Origin of the sequence: Actomonas aquatica (assembly GCF_019679435.2) — a bacterium.
Lineage (GTDB): Bacteria > Verrucomicrobiota > Verrucomicrobiia > Opitutales > Opitutaceae > Actomonas > Actomonas aquatica.
Map to the genome: position 1 here is coordinate 2719748 of NZ_CP139781.1, position 22130 is coordinate 2741877.

The 22130-nt window shown below is 64.5% G+C and carries 20 protein-coding genes; 13 read left to right on the forward strand and 7 right to left on the reverse strand.

Annotated elements, in window-relative coordinates; all coding sequences use genetic code 11:
- The first annotated feature begins 21 nt into the window (after positions 1-21).
- Complete coding sequence (locus K1X11_RS10805) at positions 22-990, forward strand: ring-cleaving dioxygenase (protein WP_221032353.1); 969 nt, start codon at positions 22-24, stop codon at positions 988-990.
- A 221-nt stretch (positions 991-1211) separates the two neighbouring features.
- Here the strand turns inward: K1X11_RS10805 and K1X11_RS10810 are convergent, their stop codons facing one another.
- Positions 1212-2339, reverse strand: coding sequence for an alpha/beta hydrolase (locus K1X11_RS10810; RefSeq protein ID WP_221032354.1), 1128 nt, complete (start codon positions 2337-2339; stop codon positions 1212-1214).
- A gap of 137 nt (positions 2340-2476) precedes the next feature.
- Here K1X11_RS10810 and K1X11_RS10815 point away from each other — a divergent pair, with 137 nt between their 5' ends.
- From K1X11_RS10815 to K1X11_RS10825, 3 genes are read left to right on the forward strand one after another with little or no spacing between them, the layout of a single operon-like run.
- On the forward strand, positions 2477-3100 hold the full coding sequence (locus K1X11_RS10815; RefSeq protein WP_221032355.1) for a DUF2975 domain-containing protein: 624 nt from the start codon (positions 2477-2479) through the stop codon (positions 3098-3100).
- Between the two features lie 11 nt (positions 3101-3111).
- Positions 3112-3462: a hypothetical protein gene (locus tag K1X11_RS10820; protein WP_221032356.1), complete on the forward strand. Its 351-nt coding sequence runs from the start codon at positions 3112-3114 to the stop codon at positions 3460-3462.
- Between the two features lie 10 nt (positions 3463-3472).
- Complete coding sequence (locus tag K1X11_RS10825) at positions 3473-3676, forward strand: helix-turn-helix domain-containing protein (RefSeq protein WP_221032357.1); 204 nt, start codon at positions 3473-3475, stop codon at positions 3674-3676.
- A 175-nt stretch (positions 3677-3851) separates the two neighbouring features.
- On the opposite strand, the gene K1X11_RS10830 is transcribed toward K1X11_RS10825, so the two are convergent.
- Positions 3852-4727 (reverse strand): sugar phosphate isomerase/epimerase family protein, encoded by an 876-nt coding sequence (locus K1X11_RS10830; RefSeq protein WP_221032358.1) that lies wholly within the window; start codon positions 4725-4727, stop codon positions 3852-3854.
- A gap of 230 nt (positions 4728-4957) precedes the next feature.
- Here K1X11_RS10830 and K1X11_RS10835 point away from each other — a divergent pair, with 230 nt between their 5' ends.
- Positions 4958-5968: a glycoside hydrolase family 130 protein gene (locus K1X11_RS10835; protein ID WP_221032359.1), complete on the forward strand. Its 1011-nt coding sequence runs from the start codon at positions 4958-4960 to the stop codon at positions 5966-5968.
- 322 nt (positions 5969-6290) lie between these two features.
- Here the strand turns inward: K1X11_RS10835 and K1X11_RS10840 are convergent, their stop codons facing one another.
- The gene (locus K1X11_RS10840) at positions 6291-6554 is read right to left on the reverse strand and encodes a hypothetical protein (protein WP_221032360.1); all 264 of its coding nucleotides are present in this window, start codon (positions 6552-6554) and stop codon (positions 6291-6293) included.
- A 193-nt stretch (positions 6555-6747) separates the two neighbouring features.
- On the opposite strand from K1X11_RS10840, the gene K1X11_RS10845 reads away from it, so the two are divergent.
- From K1X11_RS10845 to K1X11_RS10870, 6 genes are all read left to right on the forward strand, one after another.
- Positions 6748-9246, forward strand: a complete 2499-nt coding sequence (locus K1X11_RS10845) for a hypothetical protein (RefSeq protein WP_221032361.1) — start codon at positions 6748-6750, stop codon at positions 9244-9246.
- A gap of 32 nt (positions 9247-9278) precedes the next feature.
- Positions 9279-9563: a hypothetical protein gene (locus K1X11_RS10850; RefSeq protein WP_221032362.1), complete on the forward strand. Its 285-nt coding sequence runs from the start codon at positions 9279-9281 to the stop codon at positions 9561-9563.
- Positions 9564-9597: 34 nt separating this feature from the next.
- Entirely contained in the window at positions 9598-10050 is a 453-nt protein-coding gene (locus K1X11_RS10855; RefSeq protein ID WP_221032363.1) for a GNAT family N-acetyltransferase, read from the forward strand.
- A 164-nt stretch (positions 10051-10214) separates the two neighbouring features.
- Positions 10215-10574 carry a hypothetical protein gene (locus K1X11_RS10860; RefSeq protein ID WP_221032364.1) on the forward strand — a complete coding sequence of 120 codons (360 nt, stop codon included), beginning with the start codon at positions 10215-10217 and terminating at the stop codon, positions 10572-10574.
- 42 nt (positions 10575-10616) lie between these two features.
- Complete coding sequence (locus K1X11_RS10865; protein ID WP_221032365.1) at positions 10617-11075, forward strand: hypothetical protein; 459 nt, start codon at positions 10617-10619, stop codon at positions 11073-11075.
- A gap of 104 nt (positions 11076-11179) precedes the next feature.
- On the forward strand, positions 11180-12220 hold the full coding sequence (locus K1X11_RS10870; RefSeq protein ID WP_221032366.1) for a mechanosensitive ion channel family protein: 1041 nt from the start codon (positions 11180-11182) through the stop codon (positions 12218-12220).
- Between the two features lie 68 nt (positions 12221-12288).
- On the opposite strand, the gene K1X11_RS10875 is transcribed toward K1X11_RS10870, so the two are convergent.
- Together K1X11_RS10875 and gnpA are read right to left on the reverse strand one after the other, a co-directional pair.
- Positions 12289-14283: a beta-galactosidase gene (locus tag K1X11_RS10875; RefSeq protein WP_221032367.1), complete on the reverse strand. Its 1995-nt coding sequence runs from the start codon at positions 14281-14283 to the stop codon at positions 12289-12291.
- A gap of 148 nt (positions 14284-14431) precedes the next feature.
- Positions 14432-16645, reverse strand: a complete 2214-nt coding sequence (gene gnpA / locus K1X11_RS10880) for a 1,3-beta-galactosyl-N-acetylhexosamine phosphorylase (RefSeq protein WP_221032368.1) — start codon at positions 16643-16645, stop codon at positions 14432-14434.
- A gap of 179 nt (positions 16646-16824) precedes the next feature.
- Here gnpA and K1X11_RS10885 point away from each other — a divergent pair, with 179 nt between their 5' ends.
- Both K1X11_RS10885 and K1X11_RS10890 read left to right on the forward strand, forming a co-directional pair.
- Positions 16825-17379: a hypothetical protein gene (locus K1X11_RS10885; RefSeq protein ID WP_221032369.1), complete on the forward strand. Its 555-nt coding sequence runs from the start codon at positions 16825-16827 to the stop codon at positions 17377-17379.
- Positions 17380-17491: 112 nt separating this feature from the next.
- Positions 17492-19522 (forward strand): alpha/beta hydrolase family protein, encoded by a 2031-nt coding sequence (locus K1X11_RS10890; protein WP_221032370.1) that lies wholly within the window; start codon positions 17492-17494, stop codon positions 19520-19522.
- Positions 19523-19568: 46 nt separating this feature from the next.
- Here the strand turns inward: K1X11_RS10890 and K1X11_RS10895 are convergent, their stop codons facing one another.
- Positions 19569-20825 (reverse strand): response regulator, encoded by a 1257-nt coding sequence (locus K1X11_RS10895; RefSeq protein ID WP_221032371.1) that lies wholly within the window; start codon positions 20823-20825, stop codon positions 19569-19571.
- Positions 20822-22036 carry a sensor histidine kinase gene (locus K1X11_RS10900; RefSeq protein WP_221032372.1) on the reverse strand — a complete coding sequence of 405 codons (1215 nt, stop codon included), beginning with the start codon at positions 22034-22036 and terminating at the stop codon, positions 20822-20824. Before K1X11_RS10900 ends, K1X11_RS10895 begins: the two co-directional genes overlap by 4 nt.
- Positions 22037-22130 lie beyond the last annotated feature (94 nt).

Sequence of the window (22130 nt, forward strand, 5' to 3'; positions counted from 1 at the left end):
CTCCCGTGAGCATGTTGTGCGATGCAACTCACGGGGATTCACCACCTCACCGCCGTCACCGCTCGCGCGTCCGAAAACCACGCCTTCTACACGCAGGTGCTCGGCCTGCGCCTGGTTAAGAAGACCGTCAACCAAGACGACGTCTCGGCCTACCATCTGTTCTACGCCGACGGCGCGGCTTCCCCGGGGACCGACCTCACGTTCTTCGATTGGCCCGTCGGCCGCGAACGCCGCGGCGCCCATTCCGTCTGTCGCACCGGCCTGCGCGTAGGCAGTGCCGAGTCGCTCGCCTGGTGGCGCGATCGCCTTTCCCAACACGAATTGGTCGTCGGCGAAATCCACGAGCGCGACGGCCGCGCCACCCTCGATTTTGAAGATCCCGAAGGCCAACGTTTCGCCCTCGTCAACGACGACGGCGGCTTCGCGCTCAACCCGTGGGACCAAAGCCCTGTGCCGCTCGAGCATCAGATCCGCGGACTCGGTCCCATCATGCTCTGCGTGCCGCAACTCAAACGCACCGCCGACGTGCTCATCGAGCTCATGAACATGCGCGAAGAGCGCACCTACACCCTGCCCGGTGCGCCGGATGAAGCGGGTGAAAGCGAGGACCTCGACGTGCATGTCTTCGCCATGGACGAAGGCGGCCCGGCCGCCGAACTCCACGTTGTCGTCGATCCCAACGCCCCCATCGCCCGCCAAGGCGCCGGCGGCGTGCACCACGTCGCCTTTCGCACGCCCAACTTCGACGAATACGCCGCGTGGCACAAACGACTGATCGAGGCCGGATATCCCAACAGCGGTCCGATCAACCGCTTTTATTTCCGCAGCCTCTACTTCCGCGAGCCCAACGGCATCCTCTTCGAGATCGCGACCGACGGCCCCGGTTTCGCCTCCGACGAGCCCATGGAATCCCTCGGCGAAACCCTCGCCCTGCCGCCCTTCCTGGAAGACCGCCGCGCCGAAATCGAAGCCGGCCTGAAACCGCTTTAGTCACAAGGTAGGGCGGGACCGCCGGGCCCGCCGCGCCGTTCGGAAACAAAACCGCGAAGCAGAGAGGCAACGCAGCGCGAGTAAACTCGCAGCCTACATTCCTCGTTCGAAAGCGCAGTGTAGGCCGCGAGTTTACTCGCGCTAACGCCTGCCTCTCGGTCCCTTCCTTCCCCTCTGTTTCCTCATGTAAAACCCCTCCTGTCAGGAACCAAACAAAACCGTCATCGGCGTTCCGCCAAACGGCGCTGCAGCACGTCATACGGCGACTCGCGATCGAGCTGCACTTTCACGTCCATCGCCGCCCGCGTTTCGCCGCCGCCCTTGGTCATGAAACCGAGGTCGTCGAGCCAGTGGACGAAGCGCTCCTCCCAAGAGCCAAACCCCACGCCGTCCCGACTGCTGATCCCCGCCGTCGCCGGCGCCTGACCTTCCTGACCGCGATCACCCGGATGCACCCCACGCGCATAAATGTGCATCTCCACATTCGGCACTCCGTCGTTCAGCAGCGCCGTAAAATACTCCGTCGCCCACAGTGCGTGAATCCAATCGCCCCAACCCGGTGAGGTGATGAACGAGGGCGGCGCATCCCGCGGAATTTCAGCCGTGCCGCCATTAAAGAACGGCGAGGGTCCCGGATACACCAGCCCCGCAAAATCCGGCCGCGACGACACTGCCGCCAACGGACCGCCCGCCTCCGCCCCCGCGACATCAAAGGCCTCGTAAAACAACGACGCGCCCGCCACCAGCTCGGCTCCCGCCGAAAACCCCACCACGCCAATGCGGTGCGGATCGATCCCCCACTCGCCCGCGTAGGCTCGCACCACCTTGATCGCCTGCTGCAGATCATACACGCCGTCGGTCTTCGGTTCATACCCGTCACTGCGCAGCCGATTGCGCAGGATGATCGCGCTGATGCCGCGGCGCGTGAAAAACGGCACCACGTCCGCGCCCTCACCCGCCACGCCCAGCGTGTTGTGGCCGCCCCCCGCCGCGAGAATCACCGCCGTGCCGGTATTCAGCGCGCCCTTCGCGGCATGAAACTCAATCGACGGATTGTGGATGTTCACAATGTAGCCGAGGTGCGGCGGACTGTAGCTCCCATACGTCTCCGCTTCGTGGATACGCTCGGCATTCAGGTAGGGTGAGTCCGGCGGATACAACGTCACCACCACGCCGCCCGGCACGATCGCCGTGGGCTGGTAAGGTCCATCCGTCTGCGGCCCCGGCTGCGGCACATCCTGCGGTGCCGGCAACGGCGGCAAGGACTCGGCCGCAGCGATCCACGAAACCAATACGATTAACAAAACCGACAACAAAGCCGGCCGACGAAACAGGGTAGGAACGCGCATGGGTAAGAAGAAAACCGCGCGACCATGAACGACTCTCCCGCCCCGCCGCAAAACCTCTCTGCACGGCCTCATTATTGTTTTTCAATAATTCCGGTTGACTCAAAGCCTCCACGACCGATTACTGTTTTTCAATAATCATGAACCTGCCGCCCGCCATCCGTCGCCTCACTCGTTCGCTTGAATGGGTGCTCAACATCACCCTCTTCCTGTGCGGTATCGCCGGTGCGGCAGGCCTCGTGTTTGTGGGCGCGTTGCTGGTCGTCGGCGAGATCCCGGGTGGGCTTACCCAAAGCGTCGTGGTGGAGACCGACCTGCCCGCGCAGACCCTGCTCACCGCCGACGGCGAGGCCGTGGAGCTCGTGCTCAGCAACGTGGCCGGCGAACTGGAGGTGCCGAACAGCCTGCAAGGTCTGCAGCTCACCACCGCCGTCTGCAGCCTCATCACCGTCGTCCTCATCGCGGGCATCTGTTGGCACGCCCGCTGCCTCTTGCGCAGCCTGCGCCAGGACCATCCTTTCATCCGCGCCAACGCGCGCCGCCTCCGCTGGATCGCCGGGCTCAGTTTCGCCAGCCTCGTCTGGCAGGGCCTGTCCAAGCTCATCATCGCGCTCGGGGTCAGCGACGCCTTCCCGGCCTTCGATGTGAGCGCGAGCCTCGACCTCATCAACCCCACCCTGCTCACCGTGTTTGCGCTCTTCATCATCGCCGAGGTCTTCGCCGTCGGCGTCCACCTGAAGGAAGAACAGGACCTCACGGTTTGATCACCCCCGCCATGATTCCCTCCCGTTCCATTCCGCCTAGTCCCCTCCGCCTCCTCGCGCGGTTGAACCAAGTTTTGGGCACAAGCGTAGTGCTCGTGGTCGTGGCCAAAGTGATGGCGTTGATCATCACCGGTCCCGCCACCCACCACCCCTTGGTGAAGTCGATCATCATCCAACCCCATCTCGCGTCGACCACGCAACTGAACCCGTCGGCCGCTCGCGGCCTCCCGCTATTCGCCGGCGCCAACCCGCTGATGCTGATCATCGCGCTCCTACTGGGCTCGGCTTTGATTCAAGTCGTCGTCGCCGGAGTTTCCAAACTCTGCCACCACTCCCGGGCCGAATCAGCCCCCACGGTCTGAGCCGCGCGCCATGCCGATTCGCATTCATCTTGATCGCCTGCTGGCCGCGCGCGGACTCACTCAAAAGGAGTTGTCCGAACGCATCGGCATCACGCCGGCCAACCTCAACATCTTCACCACCGGCAAAGCCAAAGCCGTGCGCTTCACCACCCTCGAAGCCATCTGCCGCGAACTCGACTGCCAACCCGGCGACCTCCTCCACTGGGAGGAGTGACGCAGACGGTTTCTACAGGAACACGGATGTCGGGCGTAAAGCCCGACATCGTAATCACAATGGCTCCAGCAAGCGCACGGGAGCCCCCATTCCTGCTCTGTGCTCTCTGTGCTCCCTCTGTGACCTCGGTGTCGAAAACGCAGCTGCCCCTCGGCTTCGCTTGCTCCGATTCCGCCTACAGATCCAAGCCGCGCAGATACTCCAGACTCTGCGGGATGTTGGCCAGCGGGTCGGGCGATTCGTCTTCGATGAAGTAGTGGCGGATGCCCGCCTCCCGGCAGGCCTTCAGTAAAGTCGGCCAGTCGATCTGACCCGTGCCCACGATCACTTTGTCCGTCGCCGGTGCACCGCCCGTTGCAAAACCCGTCTCCGCGCCTTTGCGGATGTCCTTCACGTGCAGGGCCACCCAGCGGCCGGCGTATTTCTCCAGCAGCGCCAGCGGATCGGCGCCGCCATGCACCACCCAGAACACGTCCATTTCGAAATACACGTTATGCCCGGCCGTCGCCGCCGCCATCACGTCAAACGGCGTGTCGCCCGCCAGCTTGCCGGCACCGAACTCGTATCCGTGCGGATGATACCCAAACTTGATCCCGGCCGCGGCGAAGGCATCGCCCCACTTCGCGAAGTCGGCCGCCGCCACCTGCGCTGACTCCGCGGTGAACTCTCCGTCGTGCGGGATCCACGGCACGATCGCATACTCCACGCCCAGCGTGACCACTTCGTTGAGCACCGCCGCGAAGTCCTCCCGCAGCGCGTCGTATTGCACGTGCGCACTCACGGCCTTGAGCCCGCGCTGATCCAACTCGGCCCGAAACTGCGTCGGCGTCATGCGCGCCGTGCCAGCCGTCTCGACTTCCTTGATCCCGTAACCCGCCACCATGTCCATGGCCGCAAACGGATCCTGCAGGAAACTGCCCCGCACACTCCACAACTGCAGCCCCAGCTGATCAGCCAAAGGCGCCGTGGGCTCGTGCGGGTGGGCCCAGAGAGGAGAAATCGCCGCGCCACAAAGCACGGCCAGACCGGTTCGACGGAAAAAAGAAATCATTGGAGCAAGGGGTTGGAGGGGAGCATCGGACTACGCTCGCGATCCCGGCGCGGCAACCCCAGACCCGTTTCCCCTGCGGCAATTCCATCGCCCCACCGCCCGGTTGCGGCCTTTGCGTGCCGGCTTGTGCCCGACTTGCATCGGCAATATTTCTCAATCCACCGATCAAATTGTCCCTCACACCCGAGGGGAAAAATCGCTAATGTTGTCCCCCCACCACTTCGACACCCATGGCTAAAAAAACCCCCGCCAAAACTCCGACGATTCTCGGCTCCGCCCTCCCCAACATTCCGTGGGAGGACAAGCCCGCTGATTGCCCGCACGTGATGTGGCGCAACAGCGCCAACCCGCTCATCGGCTGGAATCCCACCCCCAACACCGCCCGCGTCTACAACAGCGCGCCGGTTCCCTTTAAGAAGGGCTTCGCCGGCGTGTTCCGCGCCGATGGCCGCAACGGTCGCGCCGCCCTCCACTCCGGCACCTCGGCCGACGGTCTCAGCTTCGACATCCAGGACAAGAAGATCGAATGGGTCGACGAGAACGGCCAGCCCGCCACCCCGTCCTACGCCTACGACCCGCGCGTCGTGAAGATCGGCTCCTGGTATTACATCACCTGGTGCGACGACTTCCCCGGCGCCTCCATCGGCCTCGGCCGCACGAAGGACTTTGAGACCTTCATCCGCATGGAAAATCCTCTCATGCCGTTCAACCGCAACGGCGTGCTCTTCCCGCGGAAAATCAACGGCGAATACGTCCTCCTTTCCCGTCCTTCCGACAGCGCGCACACGCCCTTCGGCGACGTGGTGCTCTCGCACTCCAAGGACCTCACCTACTGGGGCAAGCACCGCATGGTCATGCAAAAGGGCGGCAGCGGTTGGTGGCAGGGCGTGAAGATCGGCGCCGGCCCGATTCCGATCGAAACCAAGGAAGGTTGGCTCGTCTTCTACCACGGTGTGTCCACCACCTGCTGCGGTTTCGTTTACTCGATCGGTGCCTCGCTGCACGACCTCGATAAGCCCGAGAAGGTGCTCTACCGCACCCGCGACTATCTGCTCACCCCGGAGAAGCCCTACGAGACCACCGGCTTCGTGCCCAACGTCTGCTTCCCGGTTTCCGCCCTCGTCGACGCCCCGACCGGCCGCATCTCGCTCTACTACGGCGCGGCCGACACCTACACCGCCATGGCGCACTGCCAGGTCGACGAGCTCCTCACTTACCTCAAAGCCAACTCAGAGGTATAAAGCCAAGACCGCCTCAGGTCACCGCTTCAACAAATCCCGCAACCACCCCGGGCCGCCCCGCGTGCACCCGGGGTGTTTTTGTGTAGGGAGGCGGAGGAGCGGTCAGCTGTCAGCGGTCAGCCATCAGCAGTCAGCTTTCAGCAGATCTCCGGATCCCGCTCCCCGCCCGTCTCCGAGCCCCTGAGTAGCTGCGCTTGAACCGAAGGTGAAAGCGTGGCCCCAGCGCGACCCTCTCCGCAGAAGCGGCAACAAAACTCCCTTTCAGCGTTTTAGCTTTTCAGCTTTCAGCGTTTCCGACGAGCGGCTTCGCCGCTCGCCCCGCCTACGTATTCACCCGATTGTCGCTCTTGAAGTGGGCTTTGCGGCGGTTCTCCGCCTGCTGGCGACGCGAGGCGAGTTCGGCGTTGTTGAAACGCTCGACCTTGGCCGAGGCCCGGTCGACCGCGGCATTGTCGATCTCGGCCGCCACCGCAAACAGCACCAAACGCTGCGCGCCCGGCGCAAAAACCACGCCCGGTCCCACGGCGTGGCGGGCAAACCAATCGATCGAATTGAGCGGAGCGGAGGATTCAGCAGCAGTGGCCATGGCAACAAATACGCCCCCGTCATGAGCGCCGCGCCCCGCCCAACGCGAACCAATTTCCACGCCCCGCTGCGGTCACCACCTTCCGGCACATCATAAAACCTTCCCGCCGCCTCCGGATTTCCCCATGGTCCGCCTGTCCGCGACTGGCCCGCGCGTTCCCGCCCTTCCCTCCCCGCTCGTCTTCCCGCCAGCCATGCGTGCCTCTCCCCTCGTGCTTACCCTGAGCGCCGGCCTCGTCGCCGCCGCCGCCGTCGCAGGCTTCTGGCTCGGCCGCACCACGGCTCCGACCTCGCCACCCGCTCAACCCGGCTCCTCAGCCTATTCTGCGGTCGAACAGGGTCCCCTGCCACCGGCCGACGTGCTCGCAAACCGCCCGGCGCCCGATCTCCCGTCGGTCGAACAATCCTTGGCGGACTGCGCCGAGATTCTCCAAGGCACCCGCTGGGTGATGAACAAAGACTGGGAGCGACGCTTCAACGCTCTCACCTCCGCCGATCTGCCCGCCTTCGCGGATCTGTTGGAACGTCACGCTAAAGCGCGCACCTATCCCATTATCGCCTTCGCGATCTATCGCCGCTGGGCCGAGGTGGATCCACGATCCGCTCTTGCCCAAGCCCGGACCATTGACCACCCGCAGCGGCGCGAAAGCGCAATCAGCCACATCATGGCCGGCTGGGCCTACGTTGATCCGCATAGCCTGCAGGCGTGGGCACGGCAATTGCCGGAAGGCCGGGAAAAACAGGAAGCCATGAACGCCGCCGCCAACCAACTCGGCCCGCAGGATCCCGCGATGTTGCTCGCCGTTCTGGAATCCTCCACTCCCGCTCCTTCAGTCGTCTCACGTTTGCCTTTGCTGCAGGGCTTTGAAGCCCTGGGCGCAGAGAACCCCGAGTCGGCGCTCGCCGCCGCAGCCAAACTGACCAACGCCAACGAGCGCCGCACCGCCCATAACTTCATCGCCGTCGGCTGGGCCCGTCGCGACCCGGCCGCCGCCATCGCCTGGGCTCGAACTCTGCCCGCCGGCGAAGGCCACAACGTATTGCCGGTCGCACTGAACATCTTCGCCGAATCTGCGCCGCTGGAGGCACTCGCCCTCACTGCCGAACTCTCCCCGGGGCAAATCCGCGAGCGCGCCTACTCCATGATCCTACAAAACTGGCTCGGCCGGGACCAAACCGCGGCTGTCGCTTGGTTGGAGAGCCAACCGGCCGGTCCGACTCGCGACAGCATCTTCGCGAACGTCCTGAACCAGTTGTCCCATCAGGACACCGATACGGCGCTGCGGCTTTTCGAGACCTTGGGTTCCCCTCGCAACCAACCTTACCTGATCGCGAATATGCTGGGTCAAATGGCCAACACCGAGCCGGACCGCGCGCTGAACTATGCGCGATCCCTGCCACCGGGTAACGAACGCCAAAACGCGTTGCGCGCCATCCTCAACCAAGTCGCTCAAAGCGACCCGCTCACTGCCTTTACCTACCTCGAACAAGTCGACTCACCGGCGCTCTACGACCAGCTCTTTAATCAAATTGTCGGCAACGTTGCCCGGCAGGATCCGGAACTCGCCCTCGCTCACGTCCAGGCCTTGCCCACCACCATTGCGCGGCAGAAAGCCCTCAACCAGATCGTCGGCAGCGTGGCGCATCAGGACCCCGAACTCGCCGCCCTCATCGCCTCGGCACTGCCGCCCGGCCAGATGCTGAACAACGCGATCAACACCATCGCACACAACTATGCCCGCAACGATCCCGAAGGCGCTCTCCGCTGGATCGAAACCCTGCCCCCCGGTTCCGCCCGTCTTCAGGCGACGCAGAACACCATCAATCAGATCGCCCAATACGAGCCCGACCGCGCGCTCGCCCTCGTGCAGGCCATGCCCGCCGGACATGATCGCGCCAACGCCTACGGCAACCTGGCGCAAGCGCTGATGCAGTCCGACGTTCCCCGCGCCCTGGAGCTCATCGCCTCAGCCCCCGACACCAACGCCCGCCACCAAGCGCTGCAACGCAGCCTCTCCGTTTGGGCGTCTTCCGACCCCGATGCCGCCACGGCCTACATCGCGCAAAACCTGTCTGCCGCCGATCAGGCGATCGTGTTGCCCAGCGTAAGCCACTCGCTCATCAACCAGCACCCGCAGCAGGCCATCGCGCTCATCGATCTGTTGCCCGCCGGTGAAAGTCGCGACCGCTACCTGACCACGCTCACCAGCAACCTCGCCAGCAACGATCCGCTGGAGGCCGCCGCCCTCGTCATGGATGTCTCCGATCCCAATCAACGCGCCAGCGCCGTCGCCTCCGTCGCCGGCAGCTGGGCCAGCTACGACCCGGCCGCCGCGTTAGCCTGGCTGGAGACGGTGCCGTCCGACACCGCCAAAGACTACGCCTACCTCAACACCCTGCAAACCTGGGCCCGCTTCGACCCCACCAGCGCCGGGGCCTGGGTGCAGCGCCAACCCACCGGTGACGCCCGCGAACAAGGTGTGCGTGCCATGGTCGACAGCCTGCAGGGCACCGACCCGCGCTCCGCTCTGCAGTGGAGCGCTCTCATGCCCGACAACAACGAACGCCGCATGGTCACGGTCAACGTCCTGCGCAACTGGATGAACCAGGACCCGACCGCCGCCCGCGCCTGGCTCGCCACCAGCGACCTGCCTCCCGAAACCAAAAGCCAATTTGGCGAACCCTCGCCTTAAGGGGTCAATCTTATATTCTTGAATTTCTGCCCATGCAAACACCCACCCTCATCGTTCGCCTCCTCGGTTTCTACCTCACCTTCATCGGCACCCAAGGCCTCATCATGCTCCATCGCATGAAGAGCATGATGGGCGGCAATCGCTTCGGCTCCGCGGAAATCCCCATGGCCAACGACATGAAGATCTGGCTCTGGCTCAGCCTGCTGCTCGGCCTGTGGCTGGTCATCCGCGCCGGTCAGGTCGCCCGCTGGCTCACCTTCGACGCCGAGCCCTCCCGCAGCTCGGGCCTGTCTTTTTCCGACCGCTTGATGAAGTAGTTGCACCGGACACGCCCCCGTCCGTCCTCCCTGAGTGCACACGGCCTCTCTTCGCACCGAACCCGCCACTCCGGCTGACTTTGCCCGGTTACTCGCCCTGCGCTTGGATGCGATGAGGCCGAGCCTCGAGGCTTTGGGGCGCTTCAACATCGAGCGCAGCACGACTCGCTTCAAACAGTCGTTTTGTCCCGCAAACACCCGCCTCCTGTTCGAGTTGCACTTGTTGGTCGGGTTCTCGGCTCTGACGCATCACTCGGATCACCTGCACTTGAACCATCTCTACATTGCCCCCGCGGCTCAAGGTCGCGGTCTGGGAGCCTGGTTGCTTGATCGAACTTTGCGCGAGGCAGGCACCGCAATACTGCCCGTCCGGCTGATCGCCCTGCGCGCAAGTCCCGCCAATGCGTTTTACCTGCGCCACGGTTTCCGCGTCAGTCACGAGGACGAGTGGGACATCCACTACGAGCGCGGGCTGTGCTCCACCTGAGCACTCGGCGTCAACCGCCCGACGACTCCACCCAACGACCGCGCGACAATATTTTCCGGCAGCGCGTAAGATTCTTCACGGCCAGATCAGAAACCCAACGTCAGGCAAATATCTCCCACGTCCGACCTTCTGTTTCCGACCGTCTCAACCTTCCCTCGCCTCCCGTGAATCCTACCACCGCCAGACTCATTTGCACCGCTCTCGCCGCAATCATCAACCTTCTGCTCATCGCCAACTGGGAGAAAGACGTCGAAATCAACGCTCGCTCCGCGATGCACAAAGCCCAAGCCGCGGATGGTTCCATCGACTACGCCGTCCTTGACCGTGAACTGCGTCAGTCCAGCCCGTCCGCAAGCATGGCCTTGTTGCCGTTCGGTTCCATCGGAGTCGCCGGCAACGGCGGGGCGCTCCCCCACTGGGCGCGTTTCGCTCAGGCCCTTCTTTGGGCCGCCGGCGCCTGGCTGGCCTCAGGTCTGCTGTTCCGCAGTCAACCCTCCGCCCACACCGCGCTCTCCTCCATCTAAGCCATTCCCCGTCCCACCAGCCCTTCAACCACCCCCTCGATCATGCAAAGCCCAAGACACGACGACCACGCCGGCAACAACCCCTACCGCCCCTACACTCAGGAAAACCAGAATTGGGAAAACCAACGCCAACAGCAGGAACGCCAGCGTCAGCGCGATCAGGACGCGCAATGGAATCGCATGATGCAGGAGCAGGCGGCCCAGCAACAGGCCCGCCAACGCGAAAGCACCCGCTCCCGCTCATCCAGCCCGTCAAAATCCAGCGCTCCGTCCTCTTCATCATCGGGCAAAAAATCCGACTTCAGTTTCCTCGTCGCCATCATCACCGGCCTGATCGCCTTCGGCTACCTCACCAAGGAGCAGAACATGGAGGAAGGACCAGCCGCACTGGTCGCCGTTGTCGCCGGACTGTTCCTCGGCGCCACCTGGCTCGCACTGATCAAAGTCGCCGTGGTCATCGTCATCATCGTGATCGCGATTCACGTGATCGGTAACCAGTAACCCGGCCGACGCCGCCGTCGCGGCGCCCGCAGACGCGAACCAATTCGCTTCCACCTGGTCACCGCTGGATAGCGCTCCCGGCTTCCGGGCGCGCGCTTCCAGCCATGGCCAGTCCCGATTCTCAACCGTCCACCGAGGCCGTCGCCGCTGCCGCGCAGGCCACCAACATCGAGCCCATCACTCTCGATCGCACCTTCTCCATTCTGCAGGAGAAACTCGTTTCGTGGTTCGATACCGGCGTCGCCCTTCTGCCCAACTTTCTCATCGCCGCGCTCATCGTGGTGGTCACCTATGCAATCGGCTCCGTCGTCGGTCGCGTCACGAACCGCGTTTTTAACCGCGCCTTCGATTCCGGCGCCGTGGCCAGCCTCTTCGCCACCATCTCCCGCGTGGTGGTCATTGCCCTCGGTTTCTTCGCCGCCCTTGAAATGGTGGGTCTGCAAAAAGCGGTCGTGTCCCTGCTCGCCGGCGCCGGCATCATCGGCCTGGCCCTCGGCTTCGCCTTTCAAGACCTCGCCGAGAATCTGTTGGCAGGTCTGCTCATGGGCATCCGCAAACCCTTCAAGCCCGGCAATCTGATCCAGTCGAATGACCAGTTCGGCTTCATTGAGAAGCTCAACCTGCGCAACACCATCATTCGCAACTTCTCCGGCCAGATCATCTACATCCCCAACAAAGAGGTCTTCAAAAACGTCCTCATCAACTACTCCAAGTCCGGCGAGCGCCGCATCGAAATCGCCGTCGGCGTCTCCTACGGCGAAGACCTCAAGAAGGTCACCGACATTCTGCACGAGGCGATCGAAGGACTTGATTTTCGCAAAGCCGACAAGGACATCGACATCTTCGCCCTCGAGTTCGGTGACAGCTCCATCAATTTCACCGTGCGCTACTGGATCGATTACCCCGATGGCGACACCGGCTACTTCAACGCCATCGACGCCGGCATCAAAGCCATCAAGACGGCCTTCGACGAACACGACATCCTGATTCCGTTCCCGATCCGCACGCTCGATTTCAACGCTCGGGGCGGCGACACCCTGAGCGATCACCTCCAACCCATCGCCGCCAATCCCGAAGAAGGTGACGAAGACGAGGGCGAAACCGCAGACAGTCAACCGGAGAACGCCGCGGCGTCCTCCCGCTAGGACGCGCCCACGGCAACCAACCCGGCGCGACATTTCCCGTCACACTCCCTGGCGTATCCATCCACCACCTACGCTTCGACCACGCGCCACCCGTAGGGCTTGATCGCCAGACTTTCGCCCGTCGGCGCAGACCAGGTGCCGCCTTGGCCGTCCATGTTGATGGCGATCCAACTGCGTTGCCCGGCGTCATCGATCCGCGGCGCCACAATGGTGCCCGGCGAGACCGCTGCACGCTCCACGTCGGCGGCGGTTAACACGTGATCGATGATCGTCGCCCAAGTCGCCTCGGCCTCTGCTTCAGCGATCTCCACGCTCAACATCACGACGCGGCCCGCGCCCACGGCGCGCTCCGTCCACCACGCGAGTCCATCCACCGGACTGCCCGCGCAGACCAACCGACCGCACACGGCCGTCGCTTCATCAACGGGTCGCAGCGCGCTGCACCAGCCCACCAAGGGCACCGGCTCAGCCGCCTCGCCCACCGTCAATTCACCGCGCACGCCAGCATCGGTGATCGGATAAGAAAAAACCGCTTTCACTCCGGCCAAAGCTTCCAGCGCCGCGCCCAAACCGGCATCGATCGGCACGTTGTGTTCGGCGGTGCGCGTGCCAGTGAGCGGGCCGACCACCCACGTCCCACCGGCCTCCACCCACGCCTGCGCTTTCGCCCAAAACGCCTCATCCACGCAGGCCATCATCGGCGTGAAGAGCACCTTCATGCCCGCCGGAATCGCCGCGCCTTCAAACACCACGTCGCGATGCGCGCCCGTGTCGCAGAGCAGACCGTGCCATTGCTTGATCGACTGCACATAGTCGACCTGATGCCGCTCCCGGTTCGCCCCAAGCGGTTCGACGTCGAGCATGACCCGACCGCGGTCGCTCCACGTCAGCCCGACCTCAGCCGGCGCCGGTCGCGTGCGCAAAATCAACGGCTCGAGTTCGCGACGCGCCGCATCCGCCCGCGCCACTTCGGCATGACCGATACTGGGCTCCCCCCAAGCGCTCAGAATCGCACTGTGCGGCATCTCGCAACCCGCCCGCTGCTGCCGCCACAACCAATAACACACCGTCTGCGCGCCAAGCGCATACGACAGCGCGACCTCCGCCGCCAAAAAGCCCGGCGGATGCACCGTCTCGTGCGCGCCAAACCAGCCGTTGTGCGCCACGCTCGTTTCCATGAGCCAGTGCGCCCGGCCCGGGATCGCCGGACGATACATGTCGTGATCGAGCACGAGGTCGGTCCAACGATCGGAGGGCGGATAATCATCCACCGACGCAAAATCCACCCGCTCGCACATGCGTTCAAAACCCGCCGGAAACCCGAGGCCAAAGTTATGCGTGATCGGCCGGTCGGTGTGCTCACGCAACGCCGCGATCTGCGCCTCGAGGAACTGCGCGATCCGTTCCCGCGAGTAGAGGCGCCACGCCGTCTCCAACGACGCGTTGTGCAAAAACGGCGTGCGCACCGGCGCCGGCACTTGCTCAAATCGTTGATACCGTTCGCTGAACAGCGCCGTGCACCACGCGGCGTTAAGCCGCTCGATGTCGCCCTCGTAGCGTGCCTCCAACCAGCGATGCCAACCGGCGATGGCGTGCGGATTAAAATCCTCGGCCGTGTGGCAGCACAGTTCGTTGTCGACCTGAAACGCCACCAGCGACGGATGCGACCCCAGTGCCTCGCCACTCTGCCGCGCGATGCGCACACAGGCATCGAAGACATCCGGATGCGCATAGGACACATGTTGCCGCGCGCCGTGATGCATCACGCGCCCCTCGCCATCGACGAAGCAGCGCTCCGGATGGCCGTGCGTGAGCCAGATCGGGGGACACGGCGTCGGTGTGCACCACACCACATCGATCCCGGCAGCGTGCAGCCGATCCATCACGCCAAGGTAGAAATCGAAGGACACCTCGCCCTCGTTGGGCTCGAGTCGCGACCACACCGCCTCGCCCATGCGAATCATGTTCAGCCCCAGCCGCTGCATCTCGGCGATGTCGCCATCGATACAGTCCTCCGGCCAAAGATCCGGATAATAACAAACCCCGTGGTAGAGCTTATTCATAAGTCAGGTTTTAAACCACGGATGAACACGGATAGGCTCCACTACCGTTCCGCCTTCAGCTTCAGGGCGTAGCCGGTAGGCGAAGCTATCCGTGTCCATCCGTGGTTAAAAAAACTCCGTGCCTCTCGGCGACCGCGGCGGCTCGCCCTCAGAGGTCGAGCACGGCGATGCCGTGGGCTTCGAGGTCGACGGTCACAGCCTTGCGCGCGCCGGTGGGCTTCACAGTGGTGGTCTGCGGTTCACCGTCGTTATTGATGACGATGAGCTGCTTGGCTTGAGGGAACCACGCACACTCGGTGCGCACGTTGCTGGTGTTCCAGTCGCTCCATTTCGCCTCGTAACCAGAAGTCCAATACAGCGCCCGATGCAGCAGGCGGGTGTTCTCCGGCGTGAAGCTGAAGCCCGCCGCATACATGCTGCGGCCCTTGCCGGCCGCGCGCACCGTGAGCGTGGGCTCGCTGCCGCGCGCCGCGAGCACCGCGGTGTCGCCATCGAGCACGTGCAGGCCATGCACCTGCGCGCCTTCCACCGGCACCTGCGTGCAGTCGCTGGTAATGAAGTGCTGCCCGAGGCCGTCCACCTCCCCGGCCGCTACCGGGGTGAACTTGTATTTGCCGTTGGCCAGACGATCACCGGTGTCCTGATCGACGCCCAACAGCGCCGCGAGGCGGAAGGTGCGACCGGGCTGCGCCAAGGCCGACGGTTGACCGATACCGATCAGGCCACCGCCACGCTGCACCCAGGCGGTGAGGTTGGCTTCGACCGCGGGGTCCGCCCAATGCTCGCCGCCGCTCCAGGCGGTGCCAGCCGCGCCGCAGTTGATGATGGTTTTGATGCCGCGCGGCACGCCGTTCTCGGCGATGTCGGCCAGGCTGAGAAACTCCACGTCGACCGGCAGACCCGACAACGCTTCGATCACATCGTAGAGCTCCACGCCCTTGATGAAGTGACCCGAGCAAGTCCAGGCGCGCAGGTCGCCCCACGCCGTGAGCACGCCCACTTTGAAGGGAGCGGTCCACGGTTTGCCGCCCGCGTGCAGGGCCTTCAGGCGACGAAACTCCTGCGCCACGCCGGCGATGTAATCCTGGAAATCCGGGAAGGGCTCGACCAGGGACAGGTAGCCACCGAGACCGATACGATCGATCGGCGCGCGCAAAATACCGCGGCGCGCATCAATCCAGAAGTTTTTGGCGTCGAGCGTCGGGTTGCCACCGGGCGCAAAGGTCGGTTCGCCCTTCAGACCGGTCGGGAAGAGGTAGGGATGCAGGCGCAGTTCGCGGGCGCAGTTGCCCTTGGCATGGGCGCAGAGCCGCACCTCGAAGGCGTTGAAGACGCACTTGATCAGACCATCAAAACCGAACTCCGGGAAACGCTCGCTGCTCGGTTCCACGCCAACCCAGTGATCGTCGTAGAACACGTAGGCCTTCTTGCCCGCCGCCTGAATCTTGGCGATGCACTCGCGGCCGAAGCTGATCACGAAGTCATGGATAAAATCCATGTAGTCGCGGTAGCGCGCGGTGGGCGGATTGTGGGTCGAGTTGTAGCGCCCCCCCTGGACAAAGTCCTCCGAGGTGAGCGCGTAGCCGTAGCGTTTCTCAAACAGCTTCAGGGCCCGCGGGCTCACCGTCATGGCGTAGTCGCCCCAGTCGGTGTAGCGATCACGCAAGGTTTTATGATCGCTGCCCCAGAACCACGAGAAGTTGTAGAACATCGAGGTGAGGCGCACCACCGTCGTGGCGGCATGCTCATCGAGCCAACCATCGAGGAACCTGAGGATCACCTTCTGCACCGCTGGCTGCATCGGATCGACGGCCGCGAGGTGCTCCCGATCCCCCCAGTTGTTGGTGAGGTGATTATACATCGAGATCTCCTCCCAGATGCGGAAGGCGAGGAAGTTGACCGTGTAGGTGTGCCCGGGCACGGCCTCGGCGATCGTGACGGTGCCGCGCTTCGTATTCACCGACCAATGACGCTTGGGCACCTCCTGCCCCGTGGTGCGATCGAAGACCTGCCACCAACGCTTCGGATTGTCGGACACGTTCAGGACAAACTGCTCGTCGTAGTAACCTTCCAGCGGCGTGATCGTGAGCGTCTTGCGCGCGGCGATCTTGGGCAGCGACATGAGGAAGTTCTGCTGCAACTGGTTCTGGTGTTCGCGCGCCCAGGGTTGCACCGAACGCACCAGACAGAGCGTCGAGTAGATCGCCTTGCCGCTGTCGAGGATCTCCGGCGAGAGCTGGGTGCCGTCGGAGTCGCGGATCGTGTCCGCGCCCCACTTTTCAGCGAGTTCGAGAGTGAGTTTTTCGTAACCGGCTTCACCGGGCAGGGTGAAGTCGCCGTAGGTTAAAGAAGACTGGGACATGGCAGAAGGTTGAGAGGGACGTGGGGCGGAAAGGCACGGGGCCGGGGTTGAACGAGCATTGCGCCTGAGCCGCCCAACGCAGCAAAGATCGGACAATTCGGATAGTCCGAAGCTTGAGCCGACGCGTCCCCCTGTTTCCATGACGAATCCACCGCAACCCCGGTCCCCCAGCGTTTCCCATGTCAGTCACCCCTCCCGCGATTCGTCGCCTCGGTCTCTTCCTTTGCCTGCTCACCGCGGGCCTGGCCGCCACCGCCCCCCGCGGAAACGCCACTGAGGACACCGACACCTCGCCCCCGAATTTCCACGCCTTCCTCCGTGACGTCGCGCAACGAGCCACCGCCGTCAAAGTGCAGGTGAACCGCAACTTCCCCCGCGAGCCTACACGATTCCGCATCTTTCGCTCAGGGAAAGCGGCGGACATCCAGATGGTCGCCGACCTCCTGCTCGCCTGCGAGGAGCCCCCGCTGGCCGATCAAGACGGCGCGGCGACGGTGCTGTTGTCTCCCTTCCCCCCACCGCAGTTTCGCTACACCATCACCTTCGAATCCCCCGACGCCCCCCTGCTCGCCCTCTGGCTTATCGACCGCAGCGTCCTCCAAGGCCTGCCCGAGCCGTGGCACCATCAAGCGCGTTTCGCGGCCGACGACGGTGCCGCCTTGATGGAGTTCCTTTACCGCGAACACGCCTTCACGCCGGGGGCCCCGCGACCCGACACCAGCCCGTCGCTTTGAGCGTTTGACCGCCCGGCCGCCCCGACCGCCGCCTTTCGGACGGTGCGAATCGTCGGCCGCTTGCACGAAGCGCAGCACCGTTTTGCGTGGGCTGGTTTTCCCCAAACTCCCCATGCTACCCCTCTCTTCTCTGCGCCCTCGCGCGCTGCTGCTTGGTGCCTTGGCGGCCGTCACGCTGCCCCTCTCCGCTGCGGAACGTCCGCCCGTCGCCGACTTCGCCCGCACCCCCATCATCAGCCAGGCGCGCCTCTCGCCCAATGGCGAAGCCCTCGCCTTCACCCGCGACTACGGCGGCCAGCAGCACCTCTGCGTGCTCGACCTCACCACCGACCAAATCACCCGCTTCAAAATCGGCTCCGTGCCCTACAACGGCACGCCCATGCCCAAGGAAGTGCATCGCTTCCAATGGGTCGGCGACGAACGCCTCACCATCACCACCACCATTTGGGATCGCATCTTCGGCTCCGCCGCCGTCGACCGGGATGGCAAAAACTGGGTCGGCCTCACCGGCTACGAATTTGATCCCCACGGTCGCCACGCCACCCTCGCCATCGACGTCGCCCACGTCTTCAACGACGGCACCGACCGCCTCCTCGTGCTCGACCACGGTCGCGGTTACACGCCCGGCAATCCGCACCCCGATGTGCTGGAAATCGACACCCAGTCCGGCCTGAGCAAAACGATCGAAGAAAACCCCGGCAACGTGCGCGCCTGGATGACCGATCACGAGGGGATCGTGCGACTCGGGGTCGTCCGCGACGAGGACACCCAATCCGTCATCTACCGCGATCGCGCCGACGCCGACTGGCGCACCCTGCCGCTGCCCAACCGCGGCCACGAAAAACTTCGCCCCTACGCCTTCGATCCCGACAACGCCACGTTCTACGTCGCCGGCTTCAACGCCGAGGACCGCTGGTGCGTGCTGACCTACGACCTGGCCAACGGCACCGTCACCGAAGAGCCCATCGTGTCCGACCCGACCTACGACGTCGTCTCCAACGGTTCCTTCAACACCTACGCCGGCATCGACCTCACGCGTCCCATTTTCTCCGCCCGCACCCAGTCCCTGCTCGGCATCGCCTACACCGCCGACTTCCCCCGCGTGAAGTGGCTCGACCCGGAATTCGCCACCATCCAGGCCGCCGTCGATCGCGCCCGCGCCGGCCGCGTGAACGTGCTCGTCAACCAATCCCGCGACGACCAACGCCTGCTTTTCTTCTCCTACTCCGACCGCGACCCCGGATCCTACTTCCTACTCGATCGCACGGCCCGATCCTTCAAGCCCCTCGGCGCCCGCATGGACTGGATCGATCCCGCCGCCATGTCGCCTTCCATGGGTATTTCCTACGAGGCGCGCGACGGCACGACCATCCACGGCTACCTCACCCTGCCAGCCGGCCATAAGCCCAAAAACCTTCCGCTCGTGGTCCTCCCCCACGGCGGCCCCTGGGTGCGTGACAACTGGGGCTTCGATCCGATCGTGCAACTCATCGCCAGCCGCGGTTACGCCGTTCTGCAGATGAACTACCGCGGCTCCAAGGGCTACGGCTCCGCCTTCGAATGGCTGGGCAAACAAAACATCGGTCGCGGCATTCAGGACGACATCGAGGATGCCACCCGCTGGGCTATTCGGGCCAAGGTCGCCGACCCCAAACGCATCGCCATCGCCGGCGGCAGCTACGGCGGCTACTCCGCCCTCTTCGCCCTCGGCAAATCCCCCGACCTCTACGCCTGCGGCATCTCCCTCAACGGCGTGACCGACTGGGAAGCGATCTTCGACCGCGCCGACAAAGACCGCGACCGCGCCGCCGCCCGCAAGACCTGGGTCGAGCGCATCGGCGACCCCGACGAAGACCCCGACTTCTTCCGGTCGATTTCCCCGGTCAATTTCGGCTCCGCCATCAAGGCCCCCGTGCTCATCATCCAGGGTCGCCAGGACAAGACCGTGCCGCTCCGCCAGGCCCGCCGCATGTATGACGCGCTCGGCAAATCAAAGGGCGACTCCGAGCTGCTTTGGCTGCGCAAGTCCGGCCACTCGCTCAGCAACGAAAGCGAACGCACCGAAGCCTTCGCAGCCATCGTTGCCTTCCTCGAGAAACACCTCGGCCCCGGCGTGCCTTACCAACCCACCAACACGCCCTGACCGCACTCCCACGCCGGACTTCGCGCGCGCGCTCGCCCGCCGCCACTCACCGATTGCACCAACCGTGCTCGAGCGCCTGCCGCCAGCGCGGCACCGCATCGGCGTAACCCGCCGCCGCCACATACGCCTCGTCGAGCCACGGCTTGCTGCCGCCTTCCACTTCGTCGAAGAAATCGTGCACCAGCACGTCGGCCACATGCACCACCATCGCGGTGCCGAGCGCCGGCGGCTCCTGACGCACCGGCGCATGATGCCAGGCCACCCCCTGCACCACCGGCAGACTGAGTCCCCACAACGCAAACAGATAGCCGCCCACATCGGCGTGCGTGCAGCCATGCACCTCACGCTCGAGAACCGCCACCGCCTCCGCCCGCGCTTGGGCATCGGCGATGATCTGTTTGGTGCGCCCCGGGAAATTCATCGCCAGCACGAGCTTGCCGGCGTCGTGCAACAGCCCCGCCGTCGTCGACTCTTTCACGACCGCGCGCGGCAGTCCCTCCAGCTCCGCCAGATCCCGCGCCGCCGCACTTACCCGCAGGCTGTGTTGCCAGAGCGATTCGATCTCGCTCTCCGGCACGCCCTGCCGCTGCACCTGCTCGGTCAGGCCATTGAGCACCACCAGTGAGCGAATCATCTCCACGCCCAGATACGCCACCGCTTCCTGCGCCGTCTCCAGCTCCCGCGCCAGACCGAAGTAGGCGGAATTCACCACCTTCAGCACCTGCGCGGTCATGGCCAGATCGCGACCGATCAACTCGCCGATTTCCTCCACCGACGCCCGGTTGTTGCGCAGCCGCTGTTCCAGTTCCTGACACAGTTGCGGCGGACTGGGCAGCCGCTGAATCCGCCCCACCAAGGCCGTGATCGCCGGATCCCGCACCGCAAACACGATCGAGGTCGCATACTCCAGCGTCGCGCGCAGCGTCGCCGTCTCACAGGGCTTTTCCAAAAACCGGTGGGTGATCTCCACACACTGCGCCACCAGACGGTCATCCGCCTGCCCGGATAAAATGATCCGCACCGTCGCCGGATACCGTTCCCGCACCGCGCGCAAAAACTCCGCCCCGCTCATGCCTGGCATCATCATGTCCGACACCACCACATCAAACGGCCCTTCCGCCTCCATGAGCGCCAGTGCCTCCGCGCCACTGCCGGCGTAGGCCGCCCGCCATTCCCCCCGCAGGCCATGCATGCTCCGCCGCAACCCCGCCAGCAGCATGGGCTCATCATCCACAAACAAAACGGTGCGCATGGTATTCACCTGCGCGTCGCCATGGTGGAGGGCGGTCAAAGGGGTCGTCATGGGTTTAAGTCGGTCTCAACCGACGGCAGAAATATATGAAACGCCGCGCCCGCCCCCAGCGCACTCTCGACTTCGATCCGACCTTCCAGCCGCCGCACCAGCTGCTGCACCAACGCCAATCCCAGCCCCGTGCCGCAACCTTCGGCCTTGGTGGTGAAAAACGGCTCAAACAGTCGCGCCCGCGTGACCTCGTCCATCCCGTGCCCTTCATCGCGCACCGTCAAACGCACCTCCCGGTGCACGTCCGGACGCGCCTCGGCCAGCTCCGCTGACTCCACGATCACAACGATCCGCCCTTGCGGCGGTGACGCGTCCCGGGCGTTGATCACGAGGTTGCTCACGATCTGTCGCAGCCGCCCGAGATGGCTGTTCACCCAGACCTCCTCCTCCGGCAGGATCAACTCCAGTTTGTGCTCATGCGCCAGCATGGGCCGCAACAAGGTCGCACAGCCGCGCACCGCCCGCCCCAGCTCCACCGGCTCGAGTTCGTCGGCTCCGTCCCGGCGGCTGAACCCCATCAACTCCTTCGTCATCTCCGCCGCCCGACTGGCCGCGTCTTCGATCATGGCCAGACTCTTCGCCGGCTCAAACAAGGCCGAGTCCCGCGCCAGGGTAAGCACCACCGACAACAAGTTGTTCACGTCATGCGTAACCCCGGCCGTGAACTCACCCACCACCGCCAGCCGCTGCGCGTGCTCCAGCCGCGACCGCAACAGATCCCGCTCCGCCGTCTGCAAATCATATTGCCGCAGCGCCTGCTCCAGACTGCGCACCAAGTCCGCCTTTTCACAGGGTTTCAGCAGCAGCCGGAAGACGTGCCCTTCATTCACCGCCGCGAGCGCCGTGTTCATGTCCGCCTGCCCGGTCAGCATCACCCGCACACAGTCCGGTTGTTGCGCCCCCACCGCTGCCAACAGCGCCGCGCCCGTTATCCCCGGCATGTGCATATCGGCCACCACCACGTGAAACACTTCGTGCTGCAGCCGCGCCAACGCGACCCGCGGATCGGTCTCATAAACGATATCCCAGGTCGCACCACTCGCGCGCAATCCGCGCCGGATCCCCTCCAACACCAGTCGCTCGTCATCGACAAACAGGATGCGACGCGACGGCTCCACCACCGCCACCGTCGACGGCAACGGCTTCGCGGCGACAGGCTCCGCCATCTCCGGGCGGGCGGTTGCCTCGCTCGGGGTATCCTCAACAGGCACCGCGGCGTCGGGGGTCACCTTGCTCCTATCGGCCCCCTTCCGCTCGCCCTTCAGTGCAAAGCGAATCGCACAATCACCCGCCCACCCTACGTGC